At 43.0% G+C, this 279-nt stretch carries 1 pseudogene; it reads right to left on the bottom strand.

Annotation, left to right across the window (positions count from 1 at the left end):
* Positions 1-279: pseudogene (locus AAEY75_RS14785) on the bottom strand (hypothetical protein); the annotation flags it as partial.

Below are 279 nucleotides of genomic sequence, written 5' to 3'. Positions count from 1 at the left end.
ATGTCTCTGTCACGCCGTCCAATTCTGCACTCATACGATGCACCCCATGAGGCGCGCAATAAATCGCACTCAACAAAATATTTTTAGCACTCGCTTCAAGCTCATAATCCAATTCAGCAGGCACCAAACTCACCGTCAAATTGGCTTCAGTACTGATAAATTCTGCCTGTGTTACTTTTTCAAACTCAGAGATAAAAGCCAATAAAACCGCTTCGTCTTTTGACGCTACATTAATCGTTGCATTAGCATCACGAGAAATAGCATTGCGTAGAGTACCGC

This window comes from Psychrobacter sp. TB55-MNA-CIBAN-0194 (genome assembly GCF_040309505.1).
Classification (GTDB): Bacteria; Pseudomonadota; Gammaproteobacteria; order Pseudomonadales; family Moraxellaceae; genus Psychrobacter; species Psychrobacter fozii.
This window is presented reverse-complemented; position numbering and strand designations above follow the sequence as displayed.